This window comes from Vibrio sp. YMD68 (assembly GCF_029958905.1).
Classification (GTDB): Bacteria; Pseudomonadota; Gammaproteobacteria; order Enterobacterales; family Vibrionaceae; genus Vibrio.
This window is the reverse complement of record NZ_CP124614.1, coordinates 1,823,979-1,845,323: the sequence shown is the minus strand read 5'-3', so window position 1 is coordinate 1,845,323 and position 21,345 is coordinate 1,823,979. Positions and strand designations below refer to the sequence as shown.

The following is a 21,345-nucleotide window of genomic DNA, read 5'->3' as shown; positions in this document are numbered from 1 at the left end:
GTTGGGTTTGATTACGAGCGGTACATTTTATCAAACGTTTTTTGGTCCCAACCTACCATCACCTGATCACCAATTTTAAGAACAGGGATCGAGCGTGCACCCATCGCCTGTAGCTCTTTTCGGCCTCTTTGCATTTTGGCATTGGTGAGACGATACTTGAGACCTTTTGAATCAAGATAACGTTGAGCATCTTTGCAATGAGGGCATTTATCGGCGACATACAGGACTAAACGTTTCATAACGGACTCTTAATTGGTGACCACTAAGGGCGAAAATTCAAGCGCGGAGTTTAGCCGAAATTACGCACTGAGAAAAGTCACACTGACAAAATCAATGAATCGTTAAGCCAAATCCGATAAACTTAGCGGCCAACAGCCACGGTCGTTATCTTAACTATGCATCCATCACTTCGTTATGTTCAGGGCTATCCAGAGCATATTGTTTCCCAGGTCGAACAATTGGTTTCAGCCAATAAGCTGGTCACTTGGTTTGAATCTCGCTACCCACAAAACCATACGATTAAGAGCGAGAAAGCCCTTTTTGATTATACGATGGCCATTAAAAATCGTTACATGAAGAAAACCGCGCCGCTGAGCAAAGTCATTTACGACAGTAAGATACACCTTATCAACAATGCACTTGGTCTTCATACCTATGTCAGCAAAGTGCATGGCAGCAAGATAAAGTCCAAGAATGAAATTCGGATTGCGAGTATTTTTAGAACGGCACCAGAACCGTTACTGCGTATGCTAGTGGTTCATGAACTTGCCCACATTAAAGAAAAGAACCACGATAAGGCCTTTTATCAGCTGTGCTGTCATATGGAAGCGGACTACCATCAGCTTGAATTGGATGCGCGTCTATTTATGATTTATCAAGACCTTAAAGATAAGTAATGTCGATATGAAACCAACCAGAAAAAACAATAAAGCGATCGGCCAGTTAAAAACGATGGGTCAGTCATCAGCAATGAACGTGCAAACCGTGACCAGCCAAGCCGGTCTGCATAAGAAAAATAAGCACCATGGTCGCTATGATTTTGAAGCGTTGATGGTTGCTCTGCCTCAATTGAAGCCATGCGTTATCAACAACCCACGTGGTGAGAAGAGCATTAATTTTTCAGATCCGTTAGCGGTCAAACTGTTGAATAAAGCGTTACTAGCGCATCACTATAAAGTGACAGAGTGGGACATTCCTAAAGGGTATCTTTGCCCACCTATACCCGGCCGAGCGGACTATATTCATCGCGCTGCGGAGCTGCTATCGACTGAGAGTCAATCAATCAAGCACGCTTTGGTCAGAGCGCTTGATATTGGTGTTGGGGCAAATTGTATCTATCCAATTATTGGCGTGTGCGACTACGGTTGGCAATATGTGGCGAGTGACATTGATGAAGTGTCAGTGGAAAACGCCAATAAGATCGTGGCGAATAACGAACGGCTACAGCGCAATATCGAGTGTCGTCTTCAACAAAACGGTCAGCACTTTTTTGAAGGGGTGATAAAGGCAGGAGAATTCTATGACATTACCACCTGCAACCCTCCTTTTCATAAGTCGTTACAAGAGGCAGAGCAGGGCAGTCAGCGAAAAATTAATAACCTGAATGCTAATAAAGCGAAAAAGGGCACGTTAAAAAACACGTTAAAACGAGCAGGAGAACCGTCAAAAGCCAGCGCTCCAACCCTCAATTTTGGTGGCCAAAAAGCAGAACTTTGGTGCGATGGTGGCGAAGCTGAGTTTATCAAAAACATGGCCGTTGAAAGCAAACAGTTTGGCCATCAGGTATTATGGTTTACCACGCTGATCTCTAAAAAAGAGAACGTTAAGTGGATGCAAAAGACGTTAGAAAAGATAGGTGCATTGGAAATGAAAGTCGTAGAAATGAGCCAAGGGCAAAAGATCAGCCGTTTTGTCGCGTGGACGTTTAAAACGGCACCACAGCGACAAAAGTGGCTCAAGCTGAAAAGTTAGTTCATTGAAGACTGTTTCGCTATCAGATCATTCAGTTGGCGCTGGTACTTTGTTTCTAAAGCGGTATTGCCAGCTTGTTTTTCTAGCTCGACCGACAAGGTTAACGATGATGCTCGCAGCCCAAAACGTTGATGGAAATGCATTAGCCTTATCCTTGCATCGGTGAATTCTTGTTGTTCTATTTCTATTTTTGCTAATTGTAAGAGTGAGCGGGCACGATTTGGATCATGGTCCAATGCGCGTTCAAAATACGTTTTTGCCTGAACCGTATTGCCCGCTTTTAAGGCACATAAAGCCGCGTTCTCGTAGCTGCCTGAAATGAGATAGTAATAGGGTTGGTTGACGGCGCGATTGAAGTACTCATCCGCTTGCTTGACGTTTCCTTGCTTACACAGAAAGGTACCGTAGTTGTTGAGCACATTGCCATTTTTAGGGTGTTGACGAAGAGCCGTCTTGTAGATATTTTCAGCCGATTTAGGCTCGCCCACCGCCTCATAATAATGGGCCATGCTAAGTTGAGTTCGATAGTAATTGGGGGCATGCTTGAGTGCTTTTTCTAGGTTCTCTCTCGCTCTGATCATGTTGCCTTTTTCAAGGTACCCAAGCCCTAATGCTAAACGGGTTTCCGCCATGTCAATTGACGATGATTTTGTCGGTGTCTCGTTGCCTTCTGTGACTGTCACGCAACCTGTTATGCTCATCACTGTGCCGATAACTACGCTCGTCGCTATGTTGATAGCAGCGGTCTTTGAGGGCATCGCGGTAATTTTTGACAACACACCAAAAAGTGTCTTTTTGTTCATAAGGGCTCCTTGTTAGCAAATTCATCATATTCGGAATGTTACGGTTAGAAATACCGAGCAAGGAACAATGCGAGCAAGTTAGCAATCATAAAAAAACGGTCATATTAATGACCGTTTCTTTTGTGTCTTATTAACTAAAGAGTAAATAAGGTGTTGATTATTAATCATCTTTCGTAAAGTGGGCTTCACTGAACTTATCAAGATCGTAAGGGGTCTGTTGATAAACGCAGTAATTGAGCCAGTTAGAGAACAGTAAGTGGCCATGACTACGCCAACTGGCACACGGTTTGTTATCCGCGTTGTTATTTGGGTAGTAATTAATGGGCATTGCTGGCTCCATGCCTTCGCCTAAATCACGAATGTATTCATGATGTAATGTGAGCGCGTCGTACTCTGGGTGGCCTGTTACAAAAACGTTTCGTTTGTCTTTCGTCGCTGCGAGGTAAACGCCAGCGACATCGGAACTGGCTAAAATATCCAGCTCCGTATGCTCTTCTAGGAACTCAGGAGAAAAATCCGCATAGCGAGAATGGGGAGCCAAAAACGTATCATCAAAACCTCGTAAAACAGGGTGGAACGGTTGGTGAATTTTATGATGGTACACGCCAGAGAGCTTTTCTTTTCGAGTTCGTTTTGGCAGGTCGTAAAGAAGCTTCAACCCTGCCTGAGCCGCCCAGCATACGTACAGTGTCGATGTCACATGACTTTTGGCCCAGTTCATGATGCTTTGTAGATGATCCCAATAAATCACATCTTCAAACTGCACAAGACCAAGAGGAGCGCCGGTAATAATCAAGCCATCGAAGTTACGATTTTTCACCATTTCAAATTGGCGATAAAAGTTATCCAGATGTTCTGTTGGGGTATTCTTACTTGGTCGATCATCAATACGCAGCAATTCTACATCCACCTGTAGTGGGCTGTTAGAAAGCAACCGTAAGAATTGAGTTTCAGTCTCAATTTTTTTGGGCATAAGATTTAAGATCAACACCTTGAGCGGACGAATCTCCTGAGTTGAGGCGCGAGACTCGGGCATGATAAATATGTTTTCTTCGCGCAATACATCGGATGCAGGCAGTTGATCGGGGATCTTAATTGGCACAGCTCTTCTCCCTAAGCTATTTGTTTTGGACGTCTATACATCCAAACTTAACGTAATCGGTATGAGATGTCGATAGGAAAATGAATCTAAATTACGTTACTATGCAACTTCTATAATCACTTCTAAGGCGACTTCTATAAGTGATCCTATAGTAATGAACAAAGCATGAGCAAACCGTTATGACACAAACATTCACCCTAATTCGTGGCTTACCAGGCTCTGGAAAATCGACACTTGCACAGACGATGAATGCTTCCCATTTTGAAGCCGATATGTTTTTTATTAATGCTCAAGGGGAATATCATTATGATGCTGACTTAATCCAGAATGCCCATGAATGGTGTTTTAAGCAGACGGAACAGGCACTCTTTAAAGGTGAGAGTGTTGTTGTGTCCAATACTTTCGTGCGTCGCTGGGAGATCCTGCCGTATTACCACCTTGCACGTCAGTTTGGCCTAAAACTGGACGTCATAGAGTGCACGGGCAGTTATGCCAATATTCATGACGTTGACAAAAAAACAATCACTAGAATGAAGAAACGGTGGCAGCAATGGCAAAACGATCGCCAGTCATAGACATATCGTCATACGGTATATACACAACATGGGATTCACGAGCGAAACACTTACCGAAAATTCAAGAGTTTACGACCAACGTTCCAGCAGAGATTGATGTAGAGTTTGGTCTTATCATCAACATTAAAAAAGCCAAAGGCGAGAAGTTCACTTATTGCATCGACCACCCTGGGATACTGAGTAAAAAAGGCGAGCCTTTAGAACCATTCACCGGTGAAGAATATATAAACAGTAACGACTTTGATTTCTACTTAGGTGACACAGTGTGGGAGCCGATAGACGATAAGTTGGGTAAATGGACAATGACCATTGAGCTACAGGGACGTGTTGTCGCTGAAAAAACGTTCCATTTAGTTGGAAAGAATGAGCAGCAATTTTGGAAGCACCGAGGCTTTTAACCGAAATCTTGACGTCTCCAGCGTTTTTCAAGGTAGTGGTCATCAAAAAGAAAAAAAACAGGCGCCGTGAAAGGCGCCTGTTTTTATTCATATAAACGATGCGTTATGAATCACTGCACAGCCGTGTCGGGTTTGGATCTTAACTTATTGATGAATCCAATCACTATTGGGCTCATCAAAACTAAGGCCGCGATGACAGTAAAGGTCAGGGTAATCGGACGTTCCCATAAGAAGCTCAATTCCCCATCACTGATCATCAATGCACGACGTAAGTTCTCTTCCATTAATCCACCAAGAATGAACCCAAGCAAGAGTGGGGCAAGTGGGAAGTTAGCAAGCCGTAACGCTATCGCCGCCATGGCCACAATCAACATGATGAACACATCCATGGTGTTAAATGAAACGAGATACACCCCCGTAATTGAGAAAAACAAAATCATCGGAAGAAGTACCGTCCTTGGTACAGCCAATAACTTGGAAATGTAAGGGATTAATGGGAGGTTCAGAATAACCAGTACGATGTTACCAAAGTACATAGAAATGATGACCGACCAAAAGACATCTGGGTGCTCTACAAATAAACGTGGACCAGGCTGAATCCCATAAGCGATTAACGCACCAAGCATGATGGCTGTCGTACCCGAGCCTGGAATCCCCAATGTTAAAAGAGGAACAAAGGAACCGCTTGATGCCGCGTTGTTTGCTGATTCTGGCGCAACCAAACCACGAATGCTGCCCTTACCAAACTCTTTTTTCTTGTCTTTTGGCGCGAGGCTTCGTTCCATACCGTAGCTAAGAAACGCAGCGATAGTCGCGCCAGCACCCGGAAGAACGCCAGTAAAGAAACCAAGAATAGACGATCGAATCGAGACCGGAGCCACTTCTTTGAACTCTTCTTTTGTAACCTTCATGCTGCCAATATTGGCCATGATTTGATTTTCTTCGCCACTGGTGTCTTTTTCTGGCTTTAATATCCCCATCAGCGTTTCACCGAGAGCAAATGTCGCCATAGCAAGCAATAAGAAGCTAAAGCCATCCATTAGGTCAGTGAGGCCGAAAGTAAAGCGTTCTACACCCACGCCTTTGTCTATTCCCACGGTAGAAAGCATCAACCCCAGAATCGTCATCATCCATGCTTTCACTACTTGCCCTGGGCCAGCAAATGCGGCAACAGCTGATAGGCCTAAGACCATGAGTGCAAAGTAATCTGAAGATTGGAAGCTCAACGAAACGCTAGCAAGTGCGGGCGCCGCAATAAGAAGCATAATTGCCGATAACGTACCGCCAGTGAAGGATGAATAGGCGGCCAGCGCAAGGGCCTTACCCGCTTGGCCTTTTTGTGCCATTGGGTAGCCATCAAATGCTGTCACCACAGTCGAAGAGCAGCCCGGTGCGTTAATCAAGATTGAAGAGGTTGAACCGCCAAATACCGCGCCGTAATAAACACCGGCCATCAAGATAAGGCCTGAAGAAGGGTCCAAGCCATAGGTAATTGGGATCATCAAAGCAATGGCTGAAATTGGCCCAAGACCAGGTAGCATGCCGATAAAAGTCCCCACAAAGCAACCAACGACCACCATCATGATGTTCATTGGCATCACTGCGGTAGAGAGCCCTTGTAAAATTCCGTCTAACATATTGTGAGTCCTAATTACCAGAGAGTGAAGATCAGACCAGGCTCAAGATAAATATCTAAACCTTGGGTCAGGAGCAAATAAAAAACGATTACAAAAGGGAACGACGCGCCCAGCAGCACGGATCTTCTGCGCTCTCCGAGTAAATAAAACCCGGCAAGAAGAAACAGGCTGGTTGCTATCACGAAACCTAAGTAGGTCAGACCAAGTCCGTAAAATGCCATCAAACACAAAAATGCGATAAGCAATTTCCAATCAAAGTCGGTAACGGCGCCGCTTTCTGTGTCTTTTTTTCCGGTGACCAGTAAAAGAAGGGATAGGCCAATGCCAGCAAATGTCAGTAGGGTGGGCAAGGTTCTGGCTGTAAACGGTTCATATTCGTCGCCAGGGAACAAAGGAATAAGAGTGCTTTGATAGCCGTAACATAAACAGACCAAAAGGAAGATAAACGCCCCGACTCTATCGCGACATAGTAAGTTTTCTTTAGTGAAAAAATTGGTTGGCGAATCCGACATATCCAACTCCAATTGCTGGGGAAATAAAAAGCCGTATACGAGCAAGTTAATGAGTAGTGATCTTCTATTTTGAAGAGCTAAGCGCTAACCAAAAAGTAAGCTGATTGCTGCTAGTCAATTGGGCTTACCTGCTTAAGCACATCAAACATGCAAATTAAGCACATAAAACATGCAATAAACAAAGGAGTTTTGAGGGTAAACTCGTATACGGCAAAACGTGTTATATCAAGGGCTTCAACGGCATATAACTGCCCAGAAGCCCTATGTTGATGTGGTATTAATGGTGTTACTTAAGGAAACCAAGCTCGCGCATTAGATCACCCATTTGCTTTTCTTGGTCTTCAAGGAATGAGTAGAAGTCTTTGTCTGCTTTGTAGTTGTCTATCCAACCGTTACGGTCGCGAACCACTTCCCACTGCTCTGTTTTGTACATCTTAGTGAGAGCTTGGTTCCATGAGTCCACTTTTTCTTGGCTAACGCCTGGTGCTGCAAAGAAACCGCGCCAGTTAGCAAATACGGTCTCATTGCCATACTCGACCAGTGTTGGAATGTCAGGAGCCGCTTCAAGACGCTCTGGTGCCGTAATGGCAATAACTTTTACTTGACCTGATTTAGACATTTCTAACACTTCGCCTAAACCTGTTGATAGAAGTTGAGTTTCGCCTGATAGCAATGCCGCCATTGCTTTACCACCTGCATCGTAGGCGATATAGCGAACTTTCTTCGCATCAAACCCTTCGCCTTTAAACGCTGCTGCAACAACAAGGTGGTCCATACTGCCACGCGCTGATCCGCCAGCAATTTTTACTTTACGCGGATTCGATTCAAACTCTTTAACGACGTCTTCCCATGTGTTGTAAGGTGAGTCAGCAGAAGCAACGATTGCACCGTAGTCGGCAATGGTGGCTGCAACAGGCGTTAAATCACGGAAAGATTGAGGGAATATGCCCGTCAATGAACGAACAACAATAGGGGTTGAGTTCACCATCAAGGTGTCTTCTTGGCGCTTAGCTGTCTCAATAAGGTGTGCGATTGCTTTACCACCGCCGCCACCAGACAGGTTTTGGAATGAGACATTTTCAACAATATCAGATTTAACCAGAACATCCCCTGTACCACGAGCGGTCATATCCCAACCACCACCAGCACCACCTGGAATGATAAAGTGGATTTTCTCTAGATCCGCTGCAAAAGCGCTGAAAGAAAATGATGCTGCGATAATAGACGCTGCAAGTGTTGGTTTTAATACCTTAAACATGTTTCACGTTCCTTATGTAGGTGCACGAGCTGAATAGACGAGTGCTTATCATTATGTTTGTCTACATAGGCAAGTGAGCCGACTATGCAGAGTCACTTGAGGTTACGTGGATGTTAATTTTTTGTCTTTAATGTGTAGATAAAAAGAATATTGGTCATTTAGGGGATTTAGTTCATAAAGTTCACGGTGTGCGCTTCAAGGCGGCGGTTAGCTTGCTATGATAATGATTGAATAAAAATCGAGTCAATTAAATTAGAGCGTAAAAAGCCATTATCATTCAGTCACACTATGGAGGGTGGGAATGAAAGATTCAAAAAAGAAGGATAGAAAATACTCGATTCGTTTTACGGTCGGGAGTTTATTCATCCTCGCTACAATACTCACCTCTCTTTTCACCATTTCTATCCAGTATCACTTTTCAAGAGAGATGTCAGAAGACTTAGTGCTGTCTAAGCTATCGTTTACGTCCTCTAAAGTCAGTGAGCATATAAAGGACATAGAAACCAATGCTTCAAATGTTGCGAGGTTATTGAGGCATATTTCGGTGGTGACTGAGTACCAATTCAGTCAGCGTGAAGTGAAGACTATTTTTACGCAGACACTACTAGATAACCCCATGTTTTATAGCATTTATTGGGGAAATGATAACGAAGATTTTTACCAAATAATTAACCTTAATTCATCGCCAATCGTACGAGAAAAAATAGAGGCTGGGGTGAATGACCGTTGGGTTGTGATACAAGTTAATGGACCCAAAGAGAATAGGGTAAGAGAGACGCACTATTTTACTGAAAATTATACGCTGACCAAAAAAACGACGGAAGAGAGCAACTTCTACCCAACTCAGCGGCCTTGGTATGATCAAGCAACAAAAGAGCACGTGCTTAAAACTGAGCCCTATTTATTTCAACACCTTAAAATAACCGGGCAAACTTACGCAGTGAGAACCAATCATGAAGTGATAGGGATAGATATTGTTCTTTCCTCAGTCAGTTCACTGATTTCGCCCAAAGCACTTGGATTAGGCGGGGAGCAAGGCGTTGAATCTTACATTTTTAATGAGAAAGGCGAAATTATTGCCTCTAGCCATAGTCAACAAAAAGAGATCCAACGAACCATTCTTCCCCCTTCTAAAGTGCTGGCCTTTGATGCAGAGCAAAAACGGTTTTTAGACGATTCCCGATCATTACTGGTATCCAACCAAAATGATTGGGGCCCTTTAGACTACTCGTTGGCAGGTGAACCAAGAGGTTACGCCGTTGATCTTCTCGCCATTGTGAGTGAAATGACGGGGTTAAAGTTTGAATTTGTTAATGGATTCACCTGGCAAGAGCTGTCCGATAAATTCAATCGAGGTGAATTAGATCTATTGCAATCTACCCAGGCCCCAGAATCGTCTAGCCAGGTAGGCACCGTCAACAGTGTCGTTTTGTATTCCATGCCCCTCGGTATCGCAACACACTTGAGGGATGCTAGAAAAACGCATGACCAGCTGATGTCCCTTCCGATTGCTTTAGTCAAAGGCCGCTCAACGGAGACGCTACTCAGAAAAAACAAAGAAAGAACGGTCCTATTTGCAAACAGTATTGATGAAGCGATGCAATGGCTCAGTACCGGGAAAGTCACTTCTGTGGTAGATGCATTGCCAGTCTTAAACGGTTATAGAGATACCACCTATTCCAGTGACCTTAATATTCGCCCCTTACCGCGCAATAAACCCGTCGAATATTACTTATCAATGAAGACGGATGATCAAAGGTTAATGGATGCGATAGGGTTAGCGATAGCCAATGTGACGGATAAGCAATGGCAAGCACTGAATGAAAAATGGTTAAACCAAAAATTGAAGCATGAAACCTTGGTACCGTATGCCGAGCTGATGGCGTTGACTGAACAACCGACCCTTCAAAATCAAATGATTGAACAAGACATCAACGGGTCAGACCATTATCTTTACCTCGCACCAATGGAGGATCCTACTCGGGAAACCGAGTACTTCGCCGTTCTTGTTCCCAAGCAAGTTGTGATTGATAAGGTGATCCCCAAGGTACTGACATCGATGGGCTTGAGCTTCATGATTCTGTTTCTTTTGTTGCCTGTCGCTTGGGTATTTGGCAACCCGATCGTTAGACCCGTGGATCTACTAACGAAAGAAACGTACAAAATTTCTCTACGTCAGTTCGACGATGTCCATCATGTTCAATCACGCATAAAAGAAGTGTCTGAACTGTCTGATTCTATGATGGATATGGTGGAAGAGATTCAGCGTTATCAAAAATCGCAAGAAGAATTTGTCGAGTCGTTTATTCGTTTGATTGCTCAAGCGATCGATGAAAAGTCGCCTTATACTGCTGGGCATTGTAACCGAGTGCCTGAAATAGGGATGTTGCTGGCAGATGCAGTGGAAAATGCCCAAGAGGGTAAGTTTAAAGACTTTAAGTTTGCCGATGATAAAGAGAGGAAGGAGTTTCAGATCGCCGCTTGGCTTCACGATTGTGGAAAGATAACGACCCCGGAACACATCGTAGATAAGGGCAGTAAACTGGAAGCCAATTATAATCGAATTCATGAAATTAGAACGCGCTTTGAGGTGCTATGGCGTGATGCTGAAATCCACTACCTCAAGCAATTACTCAATGAAGAAAACAACAAGCAAACTGAAAACAGCGAGAGAACCAACAATAACGAACAGACAGAACAAACATTGATGGAAGAATGGCTGACTCGCCAGGAGCAGTTAAAAAGTGACTTCGAATTTATCGCGACATCCAATGTAGGCAGTGAATTTATGGGCGAAGAGCAAGTGAAACGAATCCATCAGATAGGGCAACAAACCTGGCAACGTCATTTTGATGATGCTTTAGGGCTTTCACCGTTTGAAGAACTCTCCAAAACCCGACGTGATCAACCATTGCCTATGACTGAAACCCTGCTGAGCGATAAACCCGAGCATATTATTAAAAGAATAAGGCCGTTAGAGTTTGATCCTAAATTTGGTATTAATATTGACGTACCGGAACATCAATACAATCTGGGTGAACTTTATAATCTATCCATTAGAAGTGGAACGTTAACAAAAGAAGACCGCTTTAAAATCAATGAGCATATGATCAGCGGAATTAAAATGCTCAATAACCTGCCATTCCCGCCAGAGCTAAGTCGTGTTCCTCGTTACGCTTCAACGCACCATGAAACACTAAAAGGAACAGGATACCCTCGTAAACTCACTCGTGATGATCTTTCGATTCCAGAGCGCATACTCGTGATTGCCGACATTTTTGAAGCATTAACCGCCGCCGACAGACCTTATAAGAAGGCCAAGCCCGTCAGTGTCGCTATTGATATTATGCATAAAATGGCGCTGGATGATCATTTAGATATCGACCTGTTTATGCTTTTCTTGGAAAGTGGCGTGTACAAAGAATACGCGACTCGCTTTTTACCTGAAGCGCAGGTCGATGATGTCGATATTGAAAAGTTTCGCTCGTAAAGCCAGCAACCTTTGAGTCAGGCATGTTCGAGTGGCAATATTTGAGTGGGTAATGTTTAAGTGGGTAATGTCCGAGTGAAAATCGCGCAATAGAGAGTCAAACGCTCTCTACTGCGCCTCTTGCCCTAATAGAGATAATTGTCGACACAAGGTCTTCGGTCTTTCTTCTCTTATAATTCTAGTTGTCATCTGTTTTTTAAGTTTAATGCCTTGAAAATGCGGTTTATTATCCAGTTCTTCTAACCTTCCGTTCGTATCTTTACTAAAATTAAATACCTATACCTTAGTCTAAAGTGTCGACAATTTACTTGATTGTCGACACTTTAATGGTCTATTTTATAAACACAGCAGCAGATTGTTGACACAAAACCGGTTAACCAAGAAACCTGGTTAGCTAAAGTGACTTATTAACCAAGGTGACTTATTAACCAAGGTGATTGATTAACTAAAGTCACGGATTCACCAAAGCAATGTATTAACTCAAGCAACCAGTCAACCTAGATAATGTGAGTGCATGAACATGAACAGTACCATTTCCGAATTGAGTCTCTCTAACGACACCAAAACTCGTGCGCCTGAAAAAGAAAACACCAAATCAGAAAGCTTAACGGAATATCTTATTGAGGCGATTGTTGGTGGTGATATACCACCAGGAAGCAAGATATCTGAGCCTGAACTGGCAAAACGATTTGAAGTCAGTCGCGGGCCGCTTAGAGAAGCGATTATGCGCGTTGAAGGGCTAGGATTAATCGAGCGCATCCCACATGTTGGCGCAAGGGTGATTACCTTTTCCCAAGAAAAACTCATAGAGCTGTATTCAGTTAGGGAAGCGTTGGAAGGGATGGCCGCCCGACTCGCTGCAAGACACATTACACCAGATGAGCTAATCAAGTTAGAAGAAGTATTGGCAACCCATTCCAAACATATCGATCAAGTTGAGGGGGCTTCTTACTTTCATCAACATGGCGATTTTGATTTCCATTATCGAATCATTAAAGCCAGCCGAAACAGCAAACTGGTCTCCCTATTGTGTGGAGAGCTTTACCACTTGCTGCGTATGTATCGTTATCAATCGCCTCGAGCACAATCAAGACCAACAGAAGCGCTTGAGGAGCACAAATTTATTTTACAAGCGATACGCAATCGTGATGAAGAGTTGGCAGAAATGCTCATGAGACGGCACATTTCTGGCAGTCGCCTGCTGATAGAAAAGCAGATCCAACAGGATGAGTCCTAGTTTAGGTTTGTTTCGTGGCGACCAGGAAGCATGTTTATCAGGAAGTACGTTCACTAGAAAGAGCATTCACTCGAAGGCCGATTCAATAGAGAACACATTGCATTGAGACATTACATTAAGAACTGAAGAGTTCGACTGAGTTATAGGGAGTTTAACCATGAAATTATCACCGGGGGCCAAATTTAGGCTTGCTGTCGAAAACAATGATCCGCTGCAAATTGTCGGTACGGTCAATCCATACTGCGCAATGATGGCGAAAAACATCGGCCACCAGGCGATTTATTTATCGGGCGGGGGCATCGCGAATGCATCGTATGGGCTACCTGATTTAGGTATTACAACACTCAATGATGTGCTCGTGGATGTTGAGCGAGTCACCAACGCCTGTGATTTGCCATTGTTGGTGGACATCGACACAGGATTCGGTGGTGCGTTTAACATTGCCAGAACGATCAAGTCGATTGAAAAAGCAGGCGCTGCGGCAGTGCATATGGAAGATCAAGTCGCACAGAAACGGTGTGGTCATCGACCAAACAAAGCCATTGTCAGTGCGCAAGAAATGGTCGACCGAATCAAAGCCGCAGTGGATGCACGCAACGATGAAAGCTTTGTCATTATGGCGCGGACTGATGCGTTGGCGGTAGAAGGGATTGACAGCGCGATTGAACGAGCGATTGCCTGTGTTGAAGCAGGGGCGGATATGATTTTCCCAGAGGCGATGAATCAACTGGATCAATATGTGAAATTCTCAGCCGCCTTGCAATCTGCAACGGGAAAACATGTCCCCATTCTGGCCAATATTACCGAATTTGGTCAAACCCCTCTCTACAGTTGTGAAGACTTAGCCAAATCGAGTGTGGACATGGTGCTTTATCCGTTGAGTGCATTTAGAGCAATGAACAAAGCCGCTGAAAACGTTTACCGACACTTGCTGGTGGAAGGCAATCAGGAGGCGGTGGTTGAATCGATGCAAACGCGCAAAGAGCTCTACGAACACCTCAATTATCATGATTACGAAGATAAGCTGGACCAGCTATTTTCCGGTAAATAGACAACATTAACCTAATCCAATAACGTGAAATCGTTAACTTATGACAGTGCCGAAGAGCAACGACGAAGATACCGTCACATAAGTTAGCACAGAAAAGGAGTTCATTATGTCTTCACCCGTTTCCTCAGAAAGCACGATAACTAAAGGCACCATAACTAAAAGCACAATAACAAAAAGTGCAAAAACAGAAAGCCAAAAGCCAATTGGCGGCGCGGGCTTGCGCGGACAAAGTGCTGGCACAACATCACTGTGCACTGTGGGCCAAACAGGAACAGGCCTAACTTACCGAGGGTATGATATTACCGACTTGGCGAACAACGCCGAGTTTGAAGAAGTCGCCTATTTGCTGTTACAGGGGCACCTTCCAAACCAGACAGAATTGGATGAATACAAAACGCGATTGATTGGATTAAGAGGGCTACCAACCGCGCTTAAACAAGCACTAGAACTGATCCCCTCTACAGCGCATCCAATGGATGTCATGAGAACCGGATGTTCTATGCTTGGTAACCTAGAACAAGAAATGGATTTTTCACAGCAACAGCAAGCGACAGAGCGAATGTTGGCGCTGTTTCCGGCGATCATCTGTTACTGGTATCGGTTTAGCCACGACGGCGTGCGAATCGACACTCAAGACACGTCAGAATCGTGTATCGGAGGGTATTTCCTTAAAATGTTAACCGATACCTCGCCAAGTGAACTGCATAGAAAAGTCATGCACTGCTCGCTTATCTTGTACGCCGAGCACGAATTTAATGCATCCACATTTGCAGGCCGAGTGTGCGCTTCAACGTTGTCGGATATTCATTCCTGTATCACTGCCGCAATTGGCACGTTGCGTGGGCCTTTGCATGGTGGCGCAAACGAAGCTGCGATGGACATGATCCAAGATTGGCAAACCGCTGATGAAGCAGAAGAGAACATCATGAAGATGCTGGCAAACAAAGACAAAATCATGGGCTTTGGTCATGCGGTATACCGAGAAAGTGATCCTCGTAATGCACTGATAAAACGCTGGTCAAAAGAGTTGTCACAAGCGGTAGGAGACACACAACTGTATGCGGTTTCAGAGCGAGTAGAATCGGTGATGAAGCGCGAAAAAGGCCTATTCTGTAACGCCGATTTCTTCCATGCATCTGCGTATCACTTTATGGATATCCCAACCAAGCTGTTTACGCCTATCTTCGTGATGAGTCGTTTAACGGGGTGGGCGGCGCATATTTATGAACAGCGTGCCAAAAATCGAATTATCCGTCCAAGTGCTGACTACGATGGTCCTGAGCATCAGGAATGGTTGCCGATTGTTCAAAGGCAATAGAGCAACGAAATAGTCAAACAAACGAGTCAAAGACATTGCCTTTCAATAGCGTAACAAAACCAAGCAAACTAAGCAGATAAAGCAGATAAAGCAGATAAAGCAGATAAAGCAGATAAAACAAAGCAGGCAATGATGAAAAAAGCAGGGCGTACGATGCCTTGCTTGACCAAGATGAACCGATTCATGGACGGATGTTATGCCAAATTCCAGCGTAAATCAGCGATACCGAAAATCGCTGCCAGAGACAGATCTAGACTATTTTGATGCGCGTGAAGCGATCAACAGTATTTCACCAGGTTCGTATGAAACACTACCCTATACTTCAAGAATCTTGGCGGAGCAGCTTGTCAGGCGTTGTGACCCGAGCCAGGTGACCGACAGCCTAAAACAAATTATCGATAGAAAAAGCGACCTTGATTTTCCATGGTATCCAGCTCGTGTGGTGTGTCACGATATCCTAGGTCAAACCGCTTTGGTTGACCTAGCCGGACTTCGAGATGCCATTGCAAAAGAAGGTGGCGACCCTGCCAGTGTGAATCCTGTTGTTGAAACGCAGTTGATCGTTGATCACTCATTAGCCGTTGAGCATGCAGGCTTTCAAAAAGATGCGTTTGATAAAAATAGAGCGATTGAAGAGCGTCGTAATGAAGATCGTTTTCATTTTATTGAGTGGTGTAAAACCGCGTTTAAAAACGTCAGCGTGATTCCAGCAGGCAACGGCATCATGCACCAGATCAATCTTGAAAAAATGTCACCGGTTATTCAATCTCAAAATGGAATCGCATTCCCTGATACGTGTGTGGGAACCGACAGCCATACGCCCCACGTAGATGCATTAGGTGTGTTAGCGATAGGGGTTGGTGGATTAGAAGCGGAAACGGTGATGCTTGGTCGTCCATCAATGATGCGTTTGCCAAATATCGTCGGTGTTAAGCTCGTAGGAAAGCGCCAAGCCGGCATTACAGCGACCGATATTGTTTTAGCCATTACAGAGCTTTTGAGAAACGAACGAGTCGTTTCAAGCTACTTAGAATTCTTTGGCGAGGGGGTACGCGACCTCACGATTGGTGATCGTGCCACCATCGCCAATATGACACCAGAATACGGCGCGACCGCTGGGATGTTTTACATCGATGAGCAGACCATAAACTACCTCAAACTTACAGGCAGAGAAGCCGAGCAAGTTGAGCTGGTAGAACGCTATGCAAAACAAACCGGGTTGTGGGCTGATGACTTAGAAAGTGCGGTTTATGAGCGCGTGATTAATTTCGATCTTTCAACGGTCCAGCGAAACTTAGCCGGCCCTTCAAACCCACATCGCCGCTTACCAACCTCGGAACTCACCCAAAGGGGTATCGCGGGCCAGTGGGACGATAACGGCAATCAAATGCCCGATGGTGCGGTCATCATTGCAGCGATTACCTCGTGCACTAACACCAGTAACCCAAGAAATGTCGTGGCGGCGGCGTTAGTGGCGAAAAAGGCCAATGAGCTAGGCTTAGCGCGTAAACCCTGGGTGAAGACGTCATTTGCTCCGGGTTCCAAAGTCGCCAAATTATACCTGGAAGAAGCGGGGTTATTGCCTGAAATGGAAAAACTCGGTTTTGGTATCGTAGGGTATGCCTGCACAACGTGTAATGGCATGAGTGGCGGACTATCGCCGGACATTCAACATGACATTATTGAGCGTGATCTTTATACCACCGCGGTACTGTCGGGTAATCGTAATTTTGATGGTCGAATTCACCCTTACGCGAAACAGGCATTTTTGGCATCGCCACCGCTTGTCGTTGCTTACGCTCTAGCAGGAACCATTCGTTTTGACATCGAAAAGGACAGCTTAGGGCTCGACAGCAGTGGCAATCATATCTACCTCAATGATTTATGGCCGAGTGACGAGGAAATCGATTCCGTAGTAAATCGCCATGTTAAACCAGAGCAATTCAATCAAGTTTACATAAAAATGTTCAAACTGGATGAAAGTGAAACCAACCTCAACCCTCTGTACGACTGGCGTGAAAAAAGCACTTATATTCGCAAACCACCGTACTGGGAAGGAGCGCTTGCGGGGGAACGAAGCCTAAAAAATATGCGCCCGTTGGCGTTGCTAGGTGACAACATCACCACCGATCACCTCTCTCCTTCAAACGCTATTTTGGCCTCAAGTGCGGCGGGTGAATACCTGACTAAGATGGATGTTCCAGAAGAAGACTTTAATTCCTATGCGACTCATCGGGGCGATCACTTAACCGCTCAGCGAGCCACATTCGCCAACCCAAAGCTGTTTAATGAAATGGTGAAAGAGAAAGGTGAGGTGGTGCAGGGATCACTTGCGCGAGTAGAGCCAGAAGGAAAGGTAATGCGAATGTGGGAAGCCATTGAGACCTACATGGATCGAAAACAACCACTGATTATAGTTGCTGGTGGAGATTATGGGCAAGGTTCGTCTCGAGACTGGGCAGCGAAAGGCGTTCGGTTAGCGGGAGTAGAAGTGATTGTGGCAGAAGGGTTTGAACGCATTCACAGAACCAATCTAGTAGGAATGGGCGTGCTGCCGCTAGAATTTAAATCGGGTCAGAATCGTCATACCTTCAACCTTAATGGCACTGAAGTTTACGATGTGCTCGGTGATATCAAACCAGGAGGTGAGTTAGTGCTATCGATAACTCGAACCGATGGTGAGCAGTTTAAAGTAGACGTCATTTGTCGCTTAGATACTGAAGATGAGGTGAATGTTTATAACGCTGGCGGCGTGTTACAACGTTTTGCTCAAGACTTTTTGTCACAATCACAATCACAATCACAGACGAGTTTACCGTCACAATCTCAGCCTCAATCTAACTTTCATTCTCACTCTCACGCGGGGCCAGTATGAAACAGACTAAAATTTCAGCCACCTACATGCGCGGCGGCACCAGCAAAGGTGTTTTCTTCAAACTAGAGGATTTACCTCAATCGGCTCAAGTGCCCGGAAAGCTGCGAGATGAACTGCTACTTCGAGTCATCGGCAGTCCTGATCCTTATGGCAAACAAACGGATGGTATGGGCGGGGCGACGTCAAGCACCAGTAAAGCCGTTATTGTATCGAAAAGTCATCAAAGTGATCACGACGTTGATTACCTCTTTGGGCAAGTCGCGATAGACAAACCCTTTGTTGATTGGAGTGGTAATTGCGGAAATTTATCTGCCGCGGTCGGGCCATTTGCAGTGGAAAGAGGGCTCATTGATGCATCGCGTATTCCTCAAAACGGTGTCGTGGAAGTCAAAATATGGCAGGTCAATATTGGTAAAACCATTGTGGCTCATGTACCGATTGTTGGTGGAGAAGTGCAGGAACTTGGGGATTTTGAACTCGATGGGGTGACTTTCCCAGCCGCTGAAATTCAGGTGGATTTTTTGAATCCAGCAGACGGGAGTGGATCGATGTTTCCAACTGGAAACCTGATTGATGAACTAGTCGTGCCCGATGTTGGGGCATTTAATGCGACGTTCATAAATGCAGGCATCCCCACTATCTTTGTTGATGCAGAATCTATCGGTTACACCGGAACAGAAAGCCAAGAAGCGATCAATGGTGATGAAAAGGCATTGGCAATGTTTGAATCCATAAGAGCGTATGGGGCACTGAGAATGGGGCTAATTCACGATATTGAAGAAGCAAAATCTAGACAACACACGCCTAAAGTAGCGTTTGTCAGCCCGGCCAAAACCTACGTCAGCTCGAGCGGAAAAACCGTTAGCTGCGATGATATTGATGTCGTTGTGCGTGCGCTTTCTATGGGAAAACTTCATCACGCTATGATGGGCACAGCAGCCGTGGCCATCGCTTCGGCAGCATGTGTACAAGGCACGTTGGTTAATCTGGCGGCTGGAGGAAACAAGATAGAATCCGTTACATTTGGCCACCCCTCTGGCGTATTAAAGGTAGGCGCGAAAGCAAGCCAAGGGCGACAAGGGTGGACGGTTGATAGGGCGACCATGAGTCGAAGTGCCCGCGTATTGATGGAAGGGAAAGTGTGTGTCCCTTTTGGCATCTCACATTAACACTGTTTTTCACGGAGGAAGCAGGGCATGTCTAAGAATAATAAAACTCAAAATATAAAATCGGCCTATCAAGAAGAGTATCAGTGGTCACAAACGGACCCTAAATCGTTTTGGGGAACACAGGCGGAAAATATCGACTGGTTTGAGTCGCCTAAAACGGTGCTTGAATCCGATGAAAATGGTATCGAACGATGGTTTCCTGATGGAATATTGAACACCAGCTGGCTCGCGCTTGATTATCACTGTGAGAATGGAAGAGGCGAGAAAACCGCCCTAATTTATGATTCTCCAGTGACAGGAACACAGCGAGAATACACGTATTTAGAAATGCGTAACCAAGTTGCAAAAGTGGCGGGCATGTTAGCAGAGCAAGGGGTGTCGAAGGGCGATCGTGTGGTTATTTATATGCCTATGATTCCAGAAGCGGCAATGGCAATGCTAGCTTGCGCAAGACTTGGGGCAATTCACTCTGTTGTGTTTGGTGGGTTTGCACCGAGCGAGTTAGCGGTTCGAATAGAAGATGCGGAACCTAAGGTGGTGATTACGGCTTCGTGCGGAATCGAGATCAACAAAGTGCTGCCTTATAAGCCTCTGGTAGATCGGGCGATTATGGACAGTCGCTGGAAACCTGAAACAGTGGTGGTCGTTCAACGAGAGCAATGCATCGCTGAGTTGAACTTAGAGCGAGACATCGATTGGGACAGCAGCGTAGCGCAAGCTCTTCCCCATGCGTGTGTGCCTGTTTTGGCGACCGATCCTCTTTACATTCTTTATACCTCAGGAACCACGGGCAAACCTAAAGGCGTTGTTCGCGATAACGGCGGACACGCGGTCGCTATGAAGTATTCCATGAGTACGATTTATGACATGCCCCAAGATGGTGTTTTTTGGGCGGCCTCTGATGTCGGGTGGGTGGTCGGCCACTCTTACATTGTCTATGCGCCGCTCATTCATGGGTGTACCAGCATTCTATTTGAAGGGAAGCCGGTAAGAACCCCAGATCCAGGTGCGTTTTGGCGAGTGTGTGAGCAATATAAAGTGGACGTTCTGTTTTCAGCACCTACCGCGTTTCGTGCAATAAAAAAGGAAGATTCGGAAGGCGCATTGCTGACACAGTTTGATCTCTCTAATTTGAAAACGGTGTTCATGGCGGGTGAACGTTTAGATCCGCCAACACTAGAGTGGGTGCAATCTAAAACGAAAAAACCGGTGATCGATCACTGGTGGCAAACAGAAACAGGGTGGGCGATTGCGAGTAACCCGACAGGCATTGAACGAATGCCAATTAAGGCTGGCTCAGCAACAAAAGCAGTGCCAGGTTATCAGGTAGAAATACTCAATGAAGTTGGTGAGTCACTACCAGAAAACCAGCAAGGCTTTGTTGCGTTGAAGCGCCCATTGCCACCAGGCTGTTTGCCGACGGTGTGGCGCAATCATGATCGTTTTGAAAGTGGCTATTTGAGTCAGTTCCCTGGCTACTATGTGTCTGGTGACGGTGGGTATTTGGATGAAGAGGGCTATTTATACATCATGGGTCGGATAGATGATGTCATCAATGTCGCTGGGCACCGCCTATCAACCGGAGAAATGGAAGAGATTGTTGGAGGCCATCCAGCGATTGCTGAGTGTGCCGTTGTTGGTATTCATGACGATCTTAAAGGTCAGTTACCTCTTGGTTTAGTGGTATTGAAAGACGGTGTGAAAATCGATGATCTCGCATTGGAAGGAGAGCTCGTTGGTAAGGTTCGTAACGAAATTGGCGCAGTTGCATGTTTCAAACACGCGTTAGTGGTTGAGCGATTACCCAAAACGCGTTCAGGTAAAATTTTACGTCGAGTAATTAGGCAGATTGCAGACGGAGAGCAATATACGGTTCCATCAACGATTGATGATCCGAGTAGCCTCACTGAAATCGAACGGGTGCTGAGTGAAAGCTAGATCATACCGGT

17 protein-coding genes are annotated in these 21,345 nt (G+C 45.2%); 11 read left to right on the top strand and 6 right to left on the bottom strand.

The window, feature by feature from the left end:
• Positions 1-11: 11 nt before the first annotated feature.
• Positions 12-239, bottom strand: coding sequence for a glutaredoxin family protein (locus QF117_RS14460; RefSeq protein ID WP_282386385.1), 228 nt, complete (start codon positions 237-239; stop codon positions 12-14).
• A 156-nt stretch (positions 240-395) separates the two neighbouring features.
• Here QF117_RS14460 and QF117_RS14455 point away from each other — a divergent pair, with 156 nt between their 5' ends.
• Both QF117_RS14455 and rlmF read left to right on the top strand, forming a co-directional pair.
• Positions 396-896: a M48 family metallopeptidase gene (locus tag QF117_RS14455; RefSeq protein WP_282386384.1), complete on the top strand. Its 501-nt coding sequence runs from the start codon at positions 396-398 to the stop codon at positions 894-896.
• 7 nt (positions 897-903) lie between these two features.
• Positions 904-1,971, top strand: coding sequence for a 23S rRNA (adenine(1618)-N(6))-methyltransferase RlmF (gene rlmF / locus QF117_RS14450; RefSeq protein WP_282386383.1), 1,068 nt, complete (start codon positions 904-906; stop codon positions 1,969-1,971).
• Here rlmF and pilW read toward each other — a convergent pair.
• Together pilW and metA are read right to left on the bottom strand one after the other, a co-directional pair.
• Entirely contained in the window at positions 1,968-2,729 is a 762-nt protein-coding gene (gene pilW, locus QF117_RS14445; RefSeq protein WP_282389494.1) for a type IV pilus biogenesis/stability protein PilW, read from the bottom strand. The two genes, rlmF and pilW, sit on opposite strands and share 4 nt — an antisense overlap.
• Positions 2,730-2,934: 205 nt before the next feature.
• Complete coding sequence (gene metA, locus QF117_RS14440) at positions 2,935-3,876, bottom strand: homoserine O-succinyltransferase (protein WP_282386381.1); 942 nt, start codon at positions 3,874-3,876, stop codon at positions 2,935-2,937.
• Positions 3,877-4,055: 179 nt separating this feature from the next.
• Here metA and QF117_RS14435 point away from each other — a divergent pair, with 179 nt between their 5' ends.
• Together QF117_RS14435 and QF117_RS14430 are read left to right on the top strand one after the other, a co-directional pair.
• The gene (locus QF117_RS14435; protein WP_282386380.1) at positions 4,056-4,451 is read left to right on the top strand and encodes an AAA family ATPase; all 396 of its coding nucleotides are present in this window, start codon (positions 4,056-4,058) and stop codon (positions 4,449-4,451) included.
• On the top strand, positions 4,427-4,849 hold the full coding sequence (locus QF117_RS14430; protein ID WP_282386379.1) for a DUF3859 domain-containing protein: 423 nt from the start codon (positions 4,427-4,429) through the stop codon (positions 4,847-4,849). Before QF117_RS14435 ends, QF117_RS14430 begins: the two co-directional genes overlap by 25 nt.
• Before the next feature lie 110 nt (positions 4,850-4,959).
• Here the strand turns inward: QF117_RS14430 and QF117_RS14425 are convergent, their stop codons facing one another.
• The 3 genes from QF117_RS14425 to QF117_RS14415 all read right to left on the bottom strand — a co-directional run bounded on the left by QF117_RS14425 (position 4,960) and on the right by QF117_RS14415 (position 8,256).
• Positions 4,960-6,486: a tripartite tricarboxylate transporter permease gene (locus QF117_RS14425; RefSeq protein ID WP_282386378.1), complete on the bottom strand. Its 1,527-nt coding sequence runs from the start codon at positions 6,484-6,486 to the stop codon at positions 4,960-4,962.
• A 14-nt stretch (positions 6,487-6,500) separates the two neighbouring features.
• Positions 6,501-6,998 (bottom strand): tripartite tricarboxylate transporter TctB family protein, encoded by a 498-nt coding sequence (locus QF117_RS14420; RefSeq protein WP_282386377.1) that lies wholly within the window; start codon positions 6,996-6,998, stop codon positions 6,501-6,503.
• A gap of 286 nt (positions 6,999-7,284) precedes the next feature.
• Positions 7,285-8,256, bottom strand: coding sequence for a tripartite tricarboxylate transporter substrate binding protein (locus tag QF117_RS14415; protein ID WP_282386375.1), 972 nt, complete (start codon positions 8,254-8,256; stop codon positions 7,285-7,287).
• A gap of 301 nt (positions 8,257-8,557) precedes the next feature.
• On the opposite strand from QF117_RS14415, the gene QF117_RS14410 reads away from it, so the two are divergent.
• From QF117_RS14410 to QF117_RS14380, 7 genes are all read left to right on the top strand, one after another.
• On the top strand, positions 8,558-11,746 hold the full coding sequence (locus QF117_RS14410) for an HD domain-containing phosphohydrolase (protein WP_282386374.1): 3,189 nt from the start codon (positions 8,558-8,560) through the stop codon (positions 11,744-11,746).
• Between the two features lie 520 nt (positions 11,747-12,266).
• On the top strand, positions 12,267-12,983 hold the full coding sequence (locus QF117_RS14405; RefSeq protein ID WP_282389493.1) for a GntR family transcriptional regulator: 717 nt from the start codon (positions 12,267-12,269) through the stop codon (positions 12,981-12,983).
• 157 nt (positions 12,984-13,140) lie between these two features.
• Positions 13,141-14,034, top strand: a complete 894-nt coding sequence (gene prpB / locus QF117_RS14400; protein ID WP_282386373.1) for a methylisocitrate lyase — start codon at positions 13,141-13,143, stop codon at positions 14,032-14,034.
• A gap of 106 nt (positions 14,035-14,140) precedes the next feature.
• Positions 14,141-15,352, top strand: a complete 1,212-nt coding sequence (gene prpC / locus QF117_RS14395; RefSeq protein WP_282386371.1) for a 2-methylcitrate synthase — start codon at positions 14,141-14,143, stop codon at positions 15,350-15,352.
• A gap of 196 nt (positions 15,353-15,548) precedes the next feature.
• On the top strand, positions 15,549-18,227 hold the full coding sequence (gene acnD, locus QF117_RS14390; protein WP_282386370.1) for a Fe/S-dependent 2-methylisocitrate dehydratase AcnD: 2,679 nt from the start codon (positions 15,549-15,551) through the stop codon (positions 18,225-18,227).
• Positions 18,224-19,396, top strand: a complete 1,173-nt coding sequence (gene prpF / locus QF117_RS14385) for a 2-methylaconitate cis-trans isomerase PrpF (RefSeq protein WP_282386369.1) — start codon at positions 18,224-18,226, stop codon at positions 19,394-19,396. The genes acnD and prpF overlap by 4 nt, the downstream gene beginning before the upstream one ends.
• Before the next feature lie 27 nt (positions 19,397-19,423).
• Positions 19,424-21,334 (top strand): propionyl-CoA synthetase, encoded by a 1,911-nt coding sequence (locus tag QF117_RS14380; protein WP_282386368.1) that lies wholly within the window; start codon positions 19,424-19,426, stop codon positions 21,332-21,334.
• Positions 21,335-21,345 lie beyond the last annotated feature (11 nt).

Bases quoted from the DNA above. Each gene is read 5' to 3' on its own strand.
- QF117_RS14460 (WP_282386385.1), bottom strand. From the start codon at position 239: ATGAAACGTTTAGTCCTGTATGTCGCCGATAAATGCCCTCATTGCAAA.
- QF117_RS14455 (WP_282386384.1), top strand. From the start codon at position 396: ATGCATCCATCACTTCGTTATGTTCAGGGCTATCCAGAGCATATTGTT.
- rlmF (WP_282386383.1), top strand. From the start codon at position 904: ATGAAACCAACCAGAAAAAACAATAAAGCGATCGGCCAGTTAAAAACG.
- pilW (WP_282389494.1), bottom strand. From the start codon at position 2,729: ATGCCCTCAAAGACCGCTGCTATCAACATAGCGACGAGCGTAGTTATC.
- QF117_RS14435 (WP_282386380.1), top strand. From the start codon at position 4,056: ATGACACAAACATTCACCCTAATTCGTGGCTTACCAGGCTCTGGAAAA.
- QF117_RS14430 (WP_282386379.1), top strand. From the start codon at position 4,427: ATGGCAAAACGATCGCCAGTCATAGACATATCGTCATACGGTATATAC.
- QF117_RS14425 (WP_282386378.1), bottom strand. From the start codon at position 6,486: ATGTTAGACGGAATTTTACAAGGGCTCTCTACCGCAGTGATGCCAATG.
- QF117_RS14420 (WP_282386377.1), bottom strand. From the start codon at position 6,998: ATGTCGGATTCGCCAACCAATTTTTTCACTAAAGAAAACTTACTATGT.
- QF117_RS14415 (WP_282386375.1), bottom strand. From the start codon at position 8,256: ATGTTTAAGGTATTAAAACCAACACTTGCAGCGTCTATTATCGCAGCA.
- QF117_RS14410 (WP_282386374.1), top strand. From the start codon at position 8,558: ATGAAAGATTCAAAAAAGAAGGATAGAAAATACTCGATTCGTTTTACG.
- QF117_RS14405 (WP_282389493.1), top strand. From the start codon at position 12,267: ATGAACAGTACCATTTCCGAATTGAGTCTCTCTAACGACACCAAAACT.
- prpB (WP_282386373.1), top strand. From the start codon at position 13,141: ATGAAATTATCACCGGGGGCCAAATTTAGGCTTGCTGTCGAAAACAAT.
- prpC (WP_282386371.1), top strand. From the start codon at position 14,141: ATGTCTTCACCCGTTTCCTCAGAAAGCACGATAACTAAAGGCACCATA.
- acnD (WP_282386370.1), top strand. From the start codon at position 15,549: ATGCCAAATTCCAGCGTAAATCAGCGATACCGAAAATCGCTGCCAGAG.
- prpF (WP_282386369.1), top strand. From the start codon at position 18,224: ATGAAACAGACTAAAATTTCAGCCACCTACATGCGCGGCGGCACCAGC.
- QF117_RS14380 (WP_282386368.1), top strand. From the start codon at position 19,424: ATGTCTAAGAATAATAAAACTCAAAATATAAAATCGGCCTATCAAGAA.